The 16,993-nt window shown below is 38.8% G+C and carries 13 protein-coding genes; 2 read left to right on the top strand and 11 right to left on the bottom strand.

Translation table 11 applies throughout. From position 1 onward, the window contains the following. The first annotated feature begins 225 nt into the window (after positions 1 to 225). Positions 226 to 498: an energy transducer TonB gene (locus B5X53_RS18870; RefSeq protein WP_143533240.1), complete on the top strand. Its 273-nt coding sequence runs from the start codon at positions 226 to 228 to the stop codon at positions 496 to 498. A 51-nt stretch (positions 499 to 549) separates the two neighbouring features. Here the strand turns inward: B5X53_RS18870 and queG are convergent, their stop codons facing one another. From queG to B5X53_RS04670, 11 genes are all read right to left on the bottom strand, one after another. Further along, positions 550 to 1,476 carry a tRNA epoxyqueuosine(34) reductase QueG gene (gene queG / locus B5X53_RS04720; RefSeq protein ID WP_079712095.1) on the bottom strand — a complete coding sequence of 309 codons (927 nt, stop codon included), beginning with the start codon at positions 1,474 to 1,476 and terminating at the stop codon, positions 550 to 552. 2 nt (positions 1,477 to 1,478) lie between these two features. Beyond that, entirely contained in the window at positions 1,479 to 2,804 is a 1,326-nt protein-coding gene (locus B5X53_RS04715) for a cytochrome P450 (protein WP_079712094.1), read from the bottom strand. A gap of 48 nt (positions 2,805 to 2,852) precedes the next feature. Beyond that, complete coding sequence (gene ruvB / locus B5X53_RS04710; protein WP_079712093.1) at positions 2,853 to 3,875, bottom strand: Holliday junction branch migration DNA helicase RuvB; 1,023 nt, start codon at positions 3,873 to 3,875, stop codon at positions 2,853 to 2,855. Positions 3,876 to 4,046: 171 nt separating this feature from the next. After that, positions 4,047 to 5,873 (bottom strand): cytochrome c oxidase subunit I, encoded by a 1,827-nt coding sequence (locus tag B5X53_RS04705; RefSeq protein ID WP_079712092.1) that lies wholly within the window; start codon positions 5,871 to 5,873, stop codon positions 4,047 to 4,049. A 27-nt stretch (positions 5,874 to 5,900) separates the two neighbouring features. Beyond that, entirely contained in the window at positions 5,901 to 6,968 is a 1,068-nt protein-coding gene (locus B5X53_RS04700; protein ID WP_079712091.1) for a cytochrome c oxidase subunit II, read from the bottom strand. A 35-nt stretch (positions 6,969 to 7,003) separates the two neighbouring features. Next, on the bottom strand, positions 7,004 to 8,377 hold the full coding sequence (locus B5X53_RS04695) for a quinol:cytochrome C oxidoreductase (protein ID WP_079712090.1): 1,374 nt from the start codon (positions 8,375 to 8,377) through the stop codon (positions 7,004 to 7,006). 25 nt (positions 8,378 to 8,402) lie between these two features. Beyond that, the gene (locus tag B5X53_RS04690) at positions 8,403 to 9,107 is read right to left on the bottom strand and encodes a c-type cytochrome (protein ID WP_079712089.1); all 705 of its coding nucleotides are present in this window, start codon (positions 9,105 to 9,107) and stop codon (positions 8,403 to 8,405) included. Positions 9,108 to 9,112: 5 nt separating this feature from the next. Beyond that, positions 9,113 to 9,640, bottom strand: coding sequence for a DUF3341 domain-containing protein (locus B5X53_RS04685; RefSeq protein ID WP_079712088.1), 528 nt, complete (start codon positions 9,638 to 9,640; stop codon positions 9,113 to 9,115). A 5-nt stretch (positions 9,641 to 9,645) separates the two neighbouring features. Further along, the gene (gene nrfD / locus B5X53_RS04680) at positions 9,646 to 11,454 is read right to left on the bottom strand and encodes an NrfD/PsrC family molybdoenzyme membrane anchor subunit (protein ID WP_079712087.1); all 1,809 of its coding nucleotides are present in this window, start codon (positions 11,452 to 11,454) and stop codon (positions 9,646 to 9,648) included. A gap of 32 nt (positions 11,455 to 11,486) precedes the next feature. Continuing rightward, entirely contained in the window at positions 11,487 to 14,555 is a 3,069-nt protein-coding gene (locus B5X53_RS04675) for a TAT-variant-translocated molybdopterin oxidoreductase (protein ID WP_079712086.1), read from the bottom strand. Between the two features lie 53 nt (positions 14,556 to 14,608). After that, entirely contained in the window at positions 14,609 to 15,982 is a 1,374-nt protein-coding gene (locus tag B5X53_RS04670) for a c-type cytochrome (RefSeq protein ID WP_079712085.1), read from the bottom strand. Between the two features lie 222 nt (positions 15,983 to 16,204). On the opposite strand from B5X53_RS04670, the gene B5X53_RS04665 reads away from it, so the two are divergent. Beyond that, positions 16,205 to 16,594, top strand: coding sequence for an SPOR domain-containing protein (locus tag B5X53_RS04665; RefSeq protein ID WP_079712084.1), 390 nt, complete (start codon positions 16,205 to 16,207; stop codon positions 16,592 to 16,594). Positions 16,595 to 16,993 lie beyond the last annotated feature (399 nt).

Raw genomic sequence — 16,993 nt, 5'->3', positions numbered from 1 at the left:
TAAATGTAAATTTAAGGTTCAAAATCTAATTGTTTTTTGAAACATCTTATATTTATTTTTTCCTGCTTCTTTTTATTTCCTGTCAATATTCTGGCTCAATCTCAAACATTTAGCCTATCGGAAGTTGATAAAGCTCCATTTATTTCCAAATGTACAGACAGTATCAACTCTGCAGATTGTTTTACTGAAAAACTGAATCAATATATAAAAAGGAATATTGATATAATGAAGCTAGTAAAAAAGAAGAATTTGCCCGGTCAAGCGTATGTTCAATTTGTAATTAATGAAACAGGAGAAGTTAAACAGGTAAAAGTTAGAACAAGAAATAAGTATTTAGAGAAGGAGGCCATAAGGTTATTTGCCGATCTCAAAATTAAACAACCGGCTTCAATAAATTCTAAAAATGTTTCCTTAAAACACACCATCCCAATCACTTTTAACTTATTAGAATTCGATAGTTATGAGGAATTCGGGAGAAAATTCAAAAGCAAAAATTAGTTTTCCGTTAATTAGGTAACCTTAATATTTACGTCGGAAAACATTGGATTCTCATTTCTGCAGAAACTCAATATTCCTTTTTAAACCTTCAAATTTGGTTCGTTTTACCGCTGATTTTCTAAAGATCTCATTAAAAGTTTCTTTAGTAAGTTCTTCCCAGCCCTTTTTATCTTTTTCTAATAATTCTGGATGCGGATTAAACAATGGCTCATTATGTGGTTTTGAAAATCTATTCCACGGGCAAACATCCTGGCAAATGTCGCAGCCAAACATCCAATCTTCAAACTGGTTTTTATAAGAATTAGGCAATTCGTCCTTTAGCTCTATCGTGAAATAAGAAATGCATTTGCTGCCATCAACCTTGTAAGGTTCTACAATAGCATCAGTTGGGCAGGCGTCAATGCAGGCGGTGCAACTTCCGCAGTGATCGGTAACCGGTGCGTCGTATTCCAGATCCAGATCTACAATTAATTCGGCGATAAAATAGAAAGAACCGGTTTGTTTAGAGAGTAAATTAGAGTGTTTGCCAATCCAGCCCAATCCGCTTTTTGCGGCCCAGGCTTTATCCATCACCGGAGCCGAATCTACAAATGCGCGTCCATTAATTTCCCCTATTTCATCTTGCATAACCTGCAATAATTGTTTCAGTTTATCTTTAATTACAAAATGATAATCGCGCCCGTAGGCATATTTACTGATTTTATAAGAATCTTCTCGCTGGGTTTCTTTCGGATAATAATTCAGCAAGAGTGAAATCACGCTTTTTGAACCTTCTACCAGTTTTGTAGGATCCAAACGCTTATCAAAGTTATTTTCCATCCAACGCATTTCGCCGTGACGGTTTTTTTTCAGAAATTCTTCCAGGCGCGGGGCTTCGGCTTCAAGAAATTCGGCTTTGGAAATCCCGCACGACAGAAAACCAAGGCGGCTGGCTTCGGTTTTGATTAATTGCGTGTATTTCGACTTATTTTCGTACAAATTTATCGTGGTGAAAATTCTAAAATCGCGTTTTTTGGTTTTAGGGTAATTAAAGGTTTTATTTCCATTTCTGAAGTTTTAGGTACAATTTTATAACGCGAAATTACTTCTGCAATCGCCATAATCATTTCGAACATTGCAAAATTATTACCAATGCATTTTCTTGGCCCCGCCCCAAACGGAAAATAATGAGAAGAATGAGCTTTTGAATCCAAAAACCTTTCCGGATCAAATTTTTCAGGGTTTTCCCACTGTTTTGTATGTCTATGGATCTCAAAACAGGAAAATAAGATACTGGAACCTTTTGGCAATTTGAACCCATTAAAATTATCTTCTTCAATGTTTACACGATCTATAAAATAGGCCGGCGGATACATTCGCATAGATTCTTCAATAACCTGTTGAGTATAAACGCAGGATCTCACAAATCCCATTAAATCATGAGTTTCACTTTTAGCAGTTTCAACCTCTTTAAATATTTTCTCCTGGGCTTCAGGATTACGCGCAAGAAGTTCGCAGGTAAAAGTTAACGCATTAGAAGTGGTTTCGTGACCGGCGGTAAATAAAATAAGGATTTCGTCTATTAACTGCTCTTTATCCATTGGCTGGCCATCTTCATATCGCGCATCCAACAGCATATCTAATAAATCATCGTATCTCGTTTCAGATTTTTTACGTTCTTCAACGATATCTTCTAAAATTGCCCGAGCTTCCCGGGTTAGGTTTATGTGTTTTTTAATTTCTCCGCTTAAGTGAAACCACCAAAGTTTAAAAGGCTGCCGAAGTTCCTTTACCAGCATTTTTTGAGCTGCTTCGGTAATATATTGTAATCTATTTATTTGCTTTTGATTGGCGGCGCTGCTGAACAAAGATTTGACCACGGTTTGAAAAGCGAGATCATTAAAAACCGGGAAAACATCAAATTTTTTATTAGGCTGAATTTTTTCAATTTCAATATTTATAGCCTGCTGAACTGATTCCAATAAACCGGTAAGATGAGATTTATGAAAAGCCGGCTGAATAAGCTTGCGCTGCTTTGCCCAATGTTCACCACTTGCAGTTAAAAGTCCCTTGCCTACATATTTTGCCAGGTCCCGGGTTTGAATAGTAGATTTTTGATAGTTCTTTTGATTTTTCTGAAGTACATATTCAGCAAAAGCGGCATCGCGGGAAAATATGACCTTTTGCCCGGGACCTATATGAATTTGAAACACATCTCCATATTTTTCAAAATTCTCTCTATGAAACGGCAGTGGATTTTTTAAAATCCTGCCGGCATTTTTCACAAAGCGAAACATAGAAACCGTAGGAATATATTTTTCTGCCATAACGTTGAAAATTAATGGAGTGTTATCAACTCCAATCTGGAAGCTGAATTAAAAAAGTCCTCCCTGGGTACTTCCTTTTACCCGGCCTAGATGTTTATAAGCGGCTTCTGTAACTTCTCTCCCCCGCGGAGTTCTGTAAATAAAGCCTTGCTGAATAAGGAAAGGTTCATAAACCTCTTCAATAGTTTCGGCACTTTCACTTACGGCGGTAGAAAGGGTGGTTAAACCCACCGGCCCCCCTTTAAACTTATCGATTATAGTTTCTAGGATTTTATTATCCATTTCATCTAAACCGTGAGCATCTACATTTAAAGCTTTGAGTCCGTATTTTGCGATTTCCATATCGATTTTTCCATTGCCCTTAATTTGGGCAAAATCCCGAACACGGCGGAGCAAGGCATTGGCAATTCTAGGGGTTCCGCGGCTTCTTCCTGCAATTTCTATCGCGGCATCGAGGCTAATAGGGACCCGAAGAATTTCTGAGCTACGTTGCACTATATCTGAAAGCAATTCTGTAGAGTAATACTGTAGTCGACTGGAAATACCAAAACGTGCCCGCATAGGCGCTGTAAGCAACCCTGAGCGCGTGGTAGCACCAATAAGTGTAAACGGGTTAAGATTGATTTGAACCGTCCTTGCATTAGGCCCTGATTCAATCATAATATCTATACGGTAATCTTCCATTGCGGAATAGAGGTATTCTTCTACCACCGGACTCAACCTGTGAATTTCATCTATAAAAAGGATATCGCGCTCTTCAAGATTTGTAAGCAAACCGGCAAGATCTCCGGGCTTGTCCAAAACAGGACCAGATGTTACTTTTATACCTACTTCTAATTCATTAGCAAGAATATGTGCCAGGGTTGTCTTTCCCAATCCGGGAGGACCGTGAAAAAGAGTATGATCTAAAGCTTCCCCACGTTGATTTGCAGCTTCAACAAAAACCTTAAGATTATCCAGAACCTGATCCTGGCCGGCAAAATCATCAAAACTTAAGGGCCGCAATGCCCTTTCGATATCAAATTCTTCAGGAGAAAAATTTTCTCCGCTGGGATCCAGGTTTTCATTCATAAATCATCAAAATTAAAGATAAGCTAGTTTAGCAAAGATAAGTAAAATAGCGCGGGCCAAATTTAAAAGAACTTAAGTTATAAATTCAATTAGATATCAATTTCAAGATCTCCTAAAAGCAAAAAACCTCTCCGTTACCGAAGAGGTTTTTGAAATTAATTTTATTCGATTCTAATGATTCAATTCTTCTTCGTGATCCTGAAGCGGCACATTTTGTGGAACAAAATCCTGACCAGGAAGTACGTAATCTGTAGCCTCAAGATTCATCTTACTATAATCGTAAGACCAACGGTAAACTGAAGGAATTGTACCAGGCCAGTTGCCGTGAATGTGTTCTACCGGAGTAGTCCATTCTAAGGTAGTGGAATTCCAGGGGTTCTGTGTAGCTTTTTGTCCGAAGAAAATAGAGCTAAAGAAGTTATATAAGAATACAACCTGAACACCCGCTGTAATAAGGGCGAAAATTGTAATAATTACGTTAACGTCGGCAAGGTCATCAAAATATGGGAATGCCGTGTTGGTATAATAACGTCTTGGTAAACCTGCAAGACCTATAAAGTGCATTGGGAAAAATACCCCGTAAGCACCAACTGCGGTTATCCAGAAGTGAACATAACCAAGGTTTTTATTCATCATTCTACCAAACATTTTCGGGAACCAATGGTAAACCCCGGCTAAAAGACCGTAGATCGCAGAAATACCCATTACCAGGTGGAAGTGGGCAATTACGAAATATGTATCGTGAACGTTAATATCTAATGTTGAATCTCCAAGGATAATTCCTGTTAGACCACCGGTGATGAATGTTGAAACAAAACCGATTGAAAATAGCATCGCGGGGTTCATTTGCAGGTTACCCTTCCAGAGCGTCGTGATCCAGTTAAAGGCTTTTACTGCAGAAGGAATCGCAATTAATAATGTTGTAAATGTAAATACTGATCCAAGGAATGGATTCATCCCCGAAACGAACATGTGGTGACCCCATACGATTGTTGAAAGGAATGCAATTGCTAGAATTGAAGCAACCATCGCACGGTAACCAAAAATTGGTTTACGAGAATTTGTTGCTAAAACTTCTGAAACAATACCCATTGCAGGTAGAATTACAATATAAACCTCGGGGTGACCAAGGAACCAGAACAAGTGTTCAAATAAAACCGGAGAACCTCCCTGGTGGCTTAATACTTCTCCTTCAAGATAAATATCACTAAGGAAGAAAGAAGTTCCAAAACTTCTATCCATTATAAGTAGGAGTGCCGCAGATAATAACACCGGGAATGAAACCACACCAATAATGGCGGTAACAAAAAATGCCCAGATTGTAAGCGGAAGTCTCATCATAGACATTCCCTTTGTTCTAAGATTAAGAACAGTAACAATGTAATTAAGAGAACCTAAAAGGGACGATGCAATAAAAATAGCCATAGAAATTAACCAGAGGGTCATTCCCATTCCTGAACCTCCAATAGCCTGAGGCAGGGCACTAAGCGGTGGATAGATCGTCCAACCAGCTGAGGCAGGACCAGACTCTATAAACAATGAGCTAAGCATAATCACACAAGAGATGAAAAACAACCAGTATGAAAGCATGTTCATAAACCCGGAAGCCATATCCCGTGCACCAATTTGTAGCGGAATAAGTAAGTTACTAAACGTACCACTTAAACCGGCAGTAAGCACAAAAAATACCATTATAGTACCATGTATGGTAACCAAAGCAAGGTAAATAGACGGTGTCATTACTCCATCTGGAGCCCATTTATCTCCCAGGAGCCATTCAAAAAGCATAAAAGATTCTTCTGGCCAGGCTAATTGCATACGGAAAAGTACGGACATCATAATCCCTACAATTCCCATTAATATACCTGTGATAAGATATTGCTTGGCAATCATCTTATGATCTGTACTAAATATATATTTAGTAATAAAAGTTTGTTTATGATGATGTCCGTGATCGTCGTGGTGATCGTGAGCCGGTGCTGTTGCTATTGCTGACATATCTAAATTATATTCTTTTTAGTTCTGTTATTCTTGTGATTCCAAAGTTGAAGCAAACGTATCCTGTTCACTCAACCATTCGTTATAATCTTCCTCGCTTTCAACAATAATCTTCATCTGCATATTGTAGTGCGCGTCACCACAAATCTTGTTACAAAGCAGGAAGTAATCAAATTCGTAGGAATCTAATGGCGCATCTCCTTCCGCCATTAAAGCCTCACTGTTATCTTTTCTAATTTCATTAATGGTTTTTACTTTATCTACCATATACTCTGAATTTCTCATTTCTTCAGTAGTAATATCTGGTGTAAAAGCAAATTGCGTAACCATCCCGGGCACTACGTTCATTTGTGCTCTAAAGTGAGGGAAATAAGCAGAGTGTAATACATCCTGAGATCTAAATTTAAACAAAACTTCTTTTCCTACTGGAAGGTGAAGTTCTGTTGTAATTTTATCGTCATCTGCATAAGGATCATTTTCATTAACTCCCACCGTGTTTATTCCTTCTATAAAGCGAACGTTAGCTTCCCCAAGGGTGTTATCTTCACCAGCGTATCTGGCTTGCCAGCTAAACTGCTTAGCATAGATTTCAATAACAATAGGATCGTTTTCTTCACTAATATTCATAATATCACTCCAGGTAAATAATCCATAAATAATTAAACCTGCCAGCGTAATTACCGGAATAATAGTCCAAATAAACTCCAGTTTATCATTATCGGCAAAGAAAAGAGCTCTTTGACCTTTTTTTCCCTGATATTTATAGGCGAACCAATGTAGCAATGCCTGCGTAATTACCTGCACTACCATAATAAGTCCTATGGAAATAAACATTAAAGTATCTACCTGATTTCCATGTTCTGAAGCAGCTTCGGGAAGGTACAATTTACTCCATTGCCAAAAGCTATAGGCCATCCCTACATAGATAAAGATCATAAACCAAAGCATTAGTTTGGCTTGCTGTCTATTATCGTTGTCATTAGCTATTTCAGAACTCTCGGCTCCCGGGCCTTTAGACAACTGAAAAATCTTAGACATTTGCCAACCGGTAACGGCCAAAAGGGCTAATACTATTATTACTAAAAATACGGTCATTTTATAAGTTCTTCTTTAAACAATCAAATCTTTTATTAATAGTGGAAATGTTCACTTTCCTTTATAAATGGGTTGCGTTTCGCAAGTAGCGGTGCTTTAGTTAGCGCACTAAAGACCACAAAAGTAAACAATCCTCCAAAGAAAAGTACTGCACTTATCTCAGGAATTCCAATAAACCATGATTCTCCCACAGTTGCCGGCATTACCATATTAAATACATCAAGATAATGACCTATAAGTATAACAATACCCGTCATTACTACAAACCAGTTTACTCTCTTGTAATCGCTATTCATTAATACCAGTAGTGGGAATAAAAAGTTTAATACAACCATTCCAAAGAATGGTAAACCATAATTTTCAATTCTACTAATAAAGTAAACTACTTCCTCTGGAATATTAGAATACCAAATAAGCATAAATTGTGAGAACCAAAGGTAGGTCCAGAAAATACTTATACCGAACATATATTTGGCCAAATCGTGTATATGGCTGTTATTAACAAAGGGTAGGTATCCTCTAGATTTTAAATAAATACTTACTAAAGCAATTACAGTAATTCCTGAAACGAACATACTTGAAAATACATACCATCCAAATAAAGTACTAAACCAGTGCGGATCTAAACTCATAATCCAGTCCCAGCTCATTATAGATTCTGAAATAAGAAAGAAAACTAAAAATCCTGCTGCGAGTTTAAAGTTCTTTTTAAAGTAATAGTTATCTGTTGCTTCGTCAAGTCTTCTTGAGTTTCTTACCAAGAAATGTCTAAACAGGAACCAACCCGCCAAAAATATCGCTGCTCTAATTAAGAAGAAAGGTACATTTAGGTAAGCTGTTTTATTCTGAATAATCTCGTCGTGAGCTACAACTTCCGGATCCATCCATACAAATAAGTGGTTCATATGAAAACCTGAAAGTGCTAAAAGTACAAACATAATAATCCCACCAGGAACAATGTAAGCTGAAATAGCTTCCATAACTCTGAATAAAACCGGAGACCAACCTGCTTGTGAAGCATATTGTAAAGCATAAAAGGCTAAAACACCTAAAGAGATCATAAAGAAAAAGAATGCTGCCACATAAATTGCTGCCCAGGGCTTATTTTGCAATTGATGTAATTTATGCTCCAGATGCTCGGTATCGTGAGCCCCTGCTTCTTCAGCGTGCTCAGCTTCTGCATTTCTCCCAGGTTCATCATCTAATAACATCCCGTGTTCTGCTTCGGCAAAATTAGCCTCTCCTTCTTCGGAATGCGATGCTTCACCGTGGTGCTCTTCTGCAGCCATCATTTCCCTAACATCATCCAAATTTGATGGCGCCTGTAAAAACCCAATCACGAGCCCAATGGCACCAACAATCATAAAAATAATTGCTGTTAATTTTAATTTACTGGATAGCGTGTACATATTTATAGATCTAAATGCTTTATTCTTAATTATTGTTTTGCTCTTCCTCCTCGCCGGTTACAGCTCCTTCGCCCTGTACTTCTTCAGCATTTTCCTGAGCTCTTTCAACTTCTACAGGGTTAGCTTCAGCTATTGAGGCCTCTTTACCTTCCTCAAACGGAATTTCTTCACCACCTTCCAACTCGTTCTTAAGATTCATTACGTAATGAGTAATCTTCCAACGCTCTTCTTCACTAGTTTGTGCAGCATAAGAACCCATAGTGTTTAATCCGTAATAGATTACGTGGTAAACACTTCCTTCAGTAATAGCACGCCCGGCATCATCATAAGAAGGAACCCCTAATATTTTTTCCCTTTCAGCAAGAATTCCCTGACCGTCACCGTTGTCTCCGTGACAAACAGCACAGTAAATGGTGTATAATTGTTTCCCTTCATTCAGATTATCTTCAGTGTAAGGCAAAGGGTTATTAAGATTGGCTTTAGCATTTGCCATCCCATCTGGTGTATTTTCATAGTCGTAAGGCATCCATCCCCTAGGAATAGAACCTTCTGCAGGAAGTTTAGCCTCCTGTCCATTTTGAAAAACATCATATTCACCATAAGCCTCATAACCTATAGGCTCATACATATCTGGCATAAACTGGTAATTAGGCTTGTCATTATCCGCACAAGACATTACAAAGCCCCCAACCAGGAACAATATTATCGCTTTATAGAACAAATTTCTCATTCTGGCTATTTATTATCTATTAATTTAATTTCAGCGGCACCGGTATCGTAAAGGAATTTGGTTAACTCATCTACGTTATGATTTGCTGCATCTATTTCCATCAAGAACATATCATCGGTTGTTCTAAGATCGGGGTTTTCAGCTTCTTTAAATGGCCACAATTTACTTCTCATATAGAAGGTAATTACCATAAGGTGAGCTGCAAAAAACACGGTAAGCTCAAACATAATTGGTACAAAGGCCGGCATATTCTCAATAAAACTAAAACTTGGCTTTCCACCAATATCCTGGGGCCAGTCTTCTATCATAATAAAATCCATCATTGCAACTGCGACTGCAAACCCAACCACACCATAAAGAAAAGAAGTGATTGCCAAACGCGTAGGCGCTAAGCCCATTGCTTTATCTAAACCGTGAACAGGCATTGGGGTATAAATTTCACCAATATGATAACGGGCCTCTCTTACCTGCTTTACGGCTTGTAAAAGCAGATCGTCATCATTGTAAATAGCGTGTATAACTTTTGATGCCATCTTAATTACTTATTTTTTAGTTCATTTGCCTGGGCCACCCAGTCTTCACGTTGTGCAGTATTAGGGAAGTTCTCTATCACCTCATCAAGCAATTCAAAATCATCCTGGGCAAGTTTACTTACCTGAACATAGGTATAAAGACCTACCTGATGTAAGCGCTGTTCAAGGAAAGGACCTACTGCTTTAAGTTTTTGTAGTTCATCTGCCGTTTGATTTTCAGGATTAAATGAACCTGTTCTCTCTAACATTTCGTCTATTCTATCCTTTTGAACTTCAGAAAGCGTTAATGCATCAGCATTTACAGTTTCATTATGCCCATCTCTATCGCCTTCTCTATAAGCATCTTCATCACCCATTTTCTTATCTACTTTGTTAGCGATATTCTGTTTAGGCTCACCTATGTTTACAGGAGTATAATGTTTAACATCATCGCCATGCTCGGCTCTAAGTTTTTTGTATTTAGATCCAGATGATTTAAGTATTGTTTTAACTTCTGCCTGTGCAATTACAGGGAATGATCTCGCATATAACAAGAACAATACAAAGAAGAATCCCAGTGTTCCAATAAAAATACCAATATCTACAAAAGTTGGCGAAAACATTGACCATGAAGATGGAAGGTAATCACGGTGAAGTGAGGTTACAATAATTACAAAACGCTCAAACCACATCCCGATGTTTACCACAATAGATATAAAGAACGAGAACATAATACTGGTACGTAATTTTTTAAACCACATAAACTGCGGGGAAAACACGTTACAGGTCATCATTGCCCAATACGCCCAGGCATAAGGTCCTGTTGCCCTGTTAAGGAATGCATACTGTTCGTACTCAACTCCAGAATACCATGCGATAACAAGCTCGGTAATATATGCAACACCAACAATAGAACCCGTGATCATAATTACTATGTTCATTAATTCGATATGTTGTATGGTAATATAATGTTCAAGATTAGAAACCTTTCTCATTATAATAAGAAGGGTATTCACCATTGCGAAACCGGAAAATACAGCTCCCGCCACAAAGTAAGGAGGGAAAATCGTGGTGTGCCATCCCGGAATAACCGATGTAGCAAAGTCAAAAGATACTATAGTGTGCACCGAAAGTACCAGAGGAGTTGCCAACCCGGCAAGCACCAAAGAAACTTCTTCAAAACGTTGCCAGTCTTTTGCACGCCCGCTCCATCCAAAACTTAATATTCCGTAGATTTTTTTGTTGAAAGGAGTAATCGCCCTATCACGAATCATCGCGAAATCGGGAAGTAAACCTGTCCACCAGAATACTAACGAAACAGAAAGGTAAGTTGAAATTGCGAACACGTCCCAGAGCAGTGGTGAGTTAAAGTTAACCCATAACGAACCAAACTGGTTTGGAATAGGAAGTACCCAATATGCCAACCATGGACGACCCATATGAATTAAAGGAAATAAACCGGCCTGCATTACAGAGAAAATTGTCATCGCCTCTGCAGAACGGTTAATTGCCATTCTCCATTTTTGCCTGAATAATAAAAGTACAGCCGAAATAAGGGTACCGGCGTGACCAATACCTACCCACCAAACGAAGTTGGTAATATCCCAGGCCCAGCCTACAGTTTTATTAAGTCCCCAGGTACCAATACCTGTGGAAATAGTGTAAATTATACAACCTACACCCCAAAGAAAGGCAACAAGGGCAATTGAAAAGACAATCCACCAGGATTTATTCGCCCTTCCTTCTACCGGCGCAGCTACATCCACGGTAACATCGTGGTAGCTTTTATCCCCGGTAACTAAAGGCTTTCGTATAGGTGCTTCGTAATGAGACATATCCTTTTTTAATTGATTTCTTTATTAATTTATTAAGCTTCTGTTGTATTCCTAACTTTTGTTTGGTACATCACATTAGGTTTAGTACCCACATATTCCAATAAGTGATACATTCTATCATCTTCTTTTCTATCGCGAATTACTGCACCCTCTTTGTTAATATCACCAAAGGTCATCGCTCCTTTATCACAAGCAGCAGAACAAGCAGTTTGGAATTCACCATCTTCAATTTCTCTTCCTTCACGCTTGGCATCAAGAATTGTTTTCTGTGTTTTTTGAATACACATAGAACATTTTTCCATAACTCCTCTAGAACGTACTGTTACATCAGGATTAATAACCATTCTTCCAAGGTCGTTATTCATATGGTAGTCAAACTCTTCATTTTGAGCATAGTTGAACCAGTTGAAACGACGCACTTTATAAGGACAGTTGTTTGCACAATATCTTGTACCCACACAACGGTTATAGATCATTTGGTTTTGCCCCTGTCTTCCGTGAGAAGTTGCAGCAACAGGACAAACAGTCTCACAAGGAGCGTGGTTACAGTGCTGACACATTACAGGCTGGAATACTACCTGCGGATTATCTGCAGGCTCTTCCAATTCTCCAAATTCAGAAAGTGAACTTCCTAAACCAGATATATTTTCTTTTTTGTCAAGGTCGTTTATAAAAGTATCTTCAGATGAATAATACCTATCAATACGCAACCAGTGCATATCACGAGATCTTCTAACTTCACTTTTTCCTACCACCGGAACATTATTTTCGGCGTGACAGGCAATAACACAAGCACCACAACCGGTACAGGCATTAAGATCTATTGAAAGATTAAAATGATGACCAATACTACGATCAAAACCATCCCACATATCAACTTCAGGAGATGTTACAGGTTTTTCAACGTGATCTAAAGAAACATTCGGAACAGAATTCCATTCACTGGCATTTCTTGTATTGAAAATTTCCAGCGTGGTTTCTTTTATAATATCTCCACGTCCCATTAAGGTATTGTGAAGCTGAACACAAGCAAATTCGTGCATTCCGGAAGCTTTTTCAATAGTTACCGACTGCACAGCATTTAAATTCTTATATAACGGATAAGCATTTACACCTACCTGCATTTCTTTTTGTAATCCTTCTTTTTTACCGTAACCAAGCGCAAGTCCTACGGAACCTTTAGCCTGACCCGGTTGAATAATCACAGGAACATTCTCTACGGTAGTTCCATCTACGGTTACATTAACATAGCTTCCGTTTAAACCACCATTTGAATCATTATCATTTTCTAAACCTAAAGATTCAGCATCAGATTTAGAAACTGTTAGATAGTTATCCCAGGATGCTCTGGTTAATGGATCTGGCATTTCCTGCAACCATGGGTTGTTGGCTTGTTGCCCATCACCCATAGAAAGTTTTGTGTAAAGCGTTAACTCCAAACCTTCACCTTCTGCAGAACGAGCTAATTCACTGGCAGCCGTTGATACATTTACAGATCCGGAACCTTCAGCAGTTTCTACATTTACAGGAGAGGCTGCCTCAAAGATACCATCATGAAGGGCGGTATTCCAAGAAGAAATACTACCACTCCAGGTTTCTTTTATATAATCGTGATAAGATTGATTATTATCTGTCCATTTCAACAAACAATCCTGAAATTGCCTGGTATCAAACAATGGTCTAATTGCAGGTTGCATTAAACTAAAGTTTGACGTAGTATATTGAATATCTCCCCAACTCTCTAAGTAATGAGGGGTTGCGGCTACATATTTACAAAGTTTAGCCGTTTCATCTGGACTCATACTAAAAGCAAGCGAAACTTCTACATTTGCAAGAGCTTCAGCGAATTCTGCTCCGTTTGGCAATGAATAAGCAGGATTTACCCCGGCCATTAACATTGCACCAACAGATCCAGATTTCATATCTTCTACTGCCTGCATTACCGCCTGAGAATTACCCTGACGAATCATTCTTGGATTACTGGTATCCATAACACCACTTCCAAGAGCTTCGTTGATTGCAAGTACTAAAGCTTGTGCATTATCATCAGGAATTCCAGAAACCACAACAGCCCCACTGCCGCCTTTTCTTAACTGGCGCGCCGCTTTTACAACAGCATCATCAATTTTTGCAGGCAAATCGCTGGTAGAAGAACCACCGGCAACATACCCATAAAGCGCAGCTAAAACAGCTTTTTGCTGAGATGGAGTTACAGGATAACGCTTATCGGCATTAGCCCCTGTTAAGCTCATATTAGATTCAAACTGAATATGACGGGACATTTTGCCGTTTTGAGGCACACGGCCTTTGGCATAACCCGCATCATAACCACCACCCTGCCAGTCACCAAGGAAATCAGCTCCAATAGAAACTATGGTTTCAGCTTTAGAAAAATCGTAATTTGGAAGCGCACGCTGTCCAAATTTAGATTGGAAAGCATTTAATGCAGCATCTTCAGAAACGGCATCGTAAACAACGTGACGTACGTTTGGATACTTTTCTGAAAATTCATTGATCAATTTAGTAGTAGAAGGGCTGGCAAAAGTTTGTGTCATTAACACAATATCGCCAGAAACACTATCAAGAGCACTTCCAACCTCGCGGTCAAATTCCTCCCAGGAAACATTTCTTCCTTCAATCATTGGGCGTTTCACCCTATTAGCATCATACATTGACAATACCGAAGCGTGAACCCGGGAATTAACCCCACTTTTAGACTTCGATAATTCATTATTTTCAATTTTAATAGGTCTTCCTTCCCTGGTTTTTACCAGTACACTGGCAAAATCAAAACCGTCGGCCATTGTAGAGGCATAGTAGTTAGCTACCCCGGGAACAATACGCTCTGGTTGCACCACATAAGGAATAGATTTAATTACAGGACCTTCACAGGCAGCCAATGAAGCTGCAGCTGTACTAAACCCAACATATTTCAAGAAATCCCTTCTTGAAGTTTTTGAACTTTCAAGAGATTCTTTATCCCCAAGAAATTCATTAACCGGAATTTCTTCAGCAAATTCTTTTTGTTGGAGCGTCTCAACAACAGAGCTGTTTTCATTTAGCTCTTCAACACTTTTCCAGTATTTTTTGTTTGATGACATATATATCTAGATATTAACTTCTTTATTAACCCCGAACACCCGGGAAAAAATTTTTAGTAATGGCATTTGGCACATTCCAGGCCTCCCATTTGAGCCACTGTCAGCTCTTCCACACCATACTTTTTAGACAATTCTTCGTGAATTTTCTCGTAATACTCATTTCCTTCCATCCTAACTTTGGTATCGCGGTGGCAATTAATACACCAGCCCATAGTTAAAGGAGCGTCTTGATAAACCACCTCCATCTCTTCTATTGGACCGTGACATTTTTGACATTGTACCCCGGCAACCGATACGTGTTGAGAGTGATTAAAGTAAGCGAAATCTGGAAGATTATGAATACGAACCCATTTTACCGGTTTTTCTTCACCCGTATAATCCTGTTCTGCCGGATCCCAGCCTACAGCATCATATAGTTTCGCAATTTCACCGTCATAAAATTCTTTTGAATACTCATCGGTAGCAGTTTCAGGAGCTACTTCAGAAATTGATTTATGACAATTCATACAAACATTAAGTGAAGGAATACCCGCTTGCTTAGATGTCCTGGCTGAAGAGTGACAGTATTTACAATCTATCTGGTTATCACCAGCGTGAATTCTATGCGAATAATGAATTGGCTGAATTGGCTCATACCCCTGGTCTACCCCAACCTGCATAAAGAAGCCGTAAGCAAAATAACCAATCACTAAAAGTCCAAAAACAGCACTAACCAAAACAAGGAACTGGTTCTCTACAAAAGATTTCCAAATTGGTTTTCTTTTTGTTTTTTCAGGAATTACAACCCCACTAGCTTGGGCAAAATTTCTAAGTGTTTTGTTTACTAGGAATAATACGGCAAGCAGCATTACCAGCACGAACACCAGAATCGCCAAAATAACATTTACCGATACACCTCCGCCAGAAGAATCCCCTCCACCTGATTCCCCACCGGCTTGTGCCGCTTGAGGTTCTGGTTTTGGTTGTTCTACATAAGCAAGAATATCATCAATATCAGCATCTGATAATTGAGGGAAAGCCGGCATTGCAGTTTGGTTATACTCTTCGTATATCGCAACAGCTTGGTCATCTCCAGAAGAAATTAGATCCTGGCTGTTTTTAATCCAGCGGTACAACCAATCCATTTCTCGTTTCTCAGTAACGCCATGAAGGGCAGGACCGATACCAGCAGAATACGGTTTGTGACAGGCAGCACAAAGTGAATTAAACAGCGATTTTCCATTCGCAGGATCCCCGAGATCTGATGCAGCAGCTGCCTCAGCTTCTGAAGATTCACCCGATGATTCATCGGTTTGCTCCTGGCCTTCCTCTGCGGCATCCTGAGAGACCTCCTCTTGTGCAATTCCCAAAACGCTAAATGAGATAAAAAATGCTACACTTAAGAGCAATAGTCGCGAAGTTGAGTGGCGGTATTTCACCTTTTTCATATTATAAGTTGAATTAACGTCTTAACTTTGGTACGGTTTTTACAGCTTAAAGCCTTAGTAATATTAACACTTTGTACCCTTAAATTCGGCAACAAAAGTAATACTTATAGTCGATTTTAGGAATGTTAGATAAGTGTTAATCCTTAATTTATATCAGTTCTAAATAATAAAACCGAGCTTGTTTAAGTTATTAAATTATACTTTTGCCTTAAATAAATAACTATGAGAAAATTAAGCATAAACAAAATACTGTTAAGTTGTTTTCTTTCAGGATTTTCTTTCCTGAATTTAACAGCCCAGGAAGGCCAGATAAATATAAATGAAGACGATAAACTCTCGAAATTGTTAGCGTTAAAATCTGAAATGAGCCAGGATAACGAAATTGGAGATCGGTATAAAATTCAGCTTTTCTACGGAAATAATGGAGAAGCAAATGATGTAATAAAAGATTACCGAAGCAAATTTGAATACCCATCACTCATTGCTTACGAAGCGCCTAATTATAAAGTATGGGTTGGTAATTTCAGGAATCGTTTGGAAGCCGACAGGGCGCTTCTAAAAATAAAAGAGAGTTTCCCTTCTGCTTTTATCCCCAAACCCCGAAACAGATAATTCTTCAGAAAATAATAAATTAACTCAAACAGATTTTTAAGTTTCAGCTAAAATCAAAGATCGGGTAGAAAGGTAAGGATTATTTCCCTACCTGTCCTCCCACACCACCCAGCATACGGTTCCGTACTGGGCGGTTCCCTAATTTACGTTCTAACTTTAAGGTAATAGTCCAGAAGAGAAGTGTAACCAGCCTGTCTCAGTCTGTGGATGGTAATAGTCCTTTTGAGGATAAAGCTGTTAGCTGTATGCCAGTAGCTTTTCCTCGTGTTGGCATATTCCCACGCTTTCCACTTGTTCAGGCCAAGCTTGATAAGCATCTTTCCTTTCGTGCGGATGCGTTTCCATTGTTTCCAGATACACATCCTTAGACGTCGACGGTACCAGCGATCTATGTTTCTC

The sequence above is a fragment of the Salegentibacter salinarum genome, from assembly GCF_900168115.1.
Lineage (GTDB): Bacteria > Bacteroidota > Bacteroidia > Flavobacteriales > Flavobacteriaceae > Salegentibacter > Salegentibacter salinarum.
Note: the sequence above shows the minus strand (reverse complement) of the source record. Positions and strands in the feature narration are given on the sequence as shown.